This is a genomic window from Staphylococcus sp. 231237_7MaSpsaltlick (assembly GCF_043107035.1).
This window is the reverse complement of sequence record NZ_JBICNX010000395.1, coordinates 1-431: the sequence shown is the minus strand read 5'-3', so window position 1 is coordinate 431 and position 431 is coordinate 1. Positions and strand designations below refer to the sequence as shown.

At 28.3% G+C, this 431-nt stretch carries 1 protein-coding gene; it reads left to right on the top strand.

All coding sequences use genetic code 11. The features are described from left to right. Positions 1-410 (top strand): hypothetical protein (locus ACF91D_RS32060; protein WP_392438750.1); only part of this gene is annotated, 410 nt, incomplete at its 5' end. Between the last annotated feature and the right edge of the window lie 21 nt (positions 411-431).

Below are 431 nucleotides of genomic sequence, written 5' to 3'. Positions count from 1 at the left end.
CAAGTTGTTCTTATAGAAATTGTTTTTTAGATAGAGAGTTTGTGTTTGTTTTAGATTCTAATGTTTGTATTAGAAATTATTTCGATTGGTTTAAAGAAATAAATTTCCATAATAATAAACAAGAGCATAAAGTTAAAATTGTGAAAAATGGTGAAGAAAATACGTATGGTAATTGGAATACTTTAATAGACTTAGGAATTGCAACCTCAAGTTACTTTTTAAATGAGGGTTACACAGAGCCTGATTACCTTGAAGGAATAGTACAAATTGATGATTATGAATTTACAGCAGCATATATTTGGAAAGAAGAGAGTAGGATAGTATTACTTGAAGAAAAGTATCAAAGCAAAGAGATTCCATCTGAATTTTTTGGTGTTATAAATGGATGGGAAATTTTAAAAAACAAGTAGGTGCTTGAATTGGTCAACATG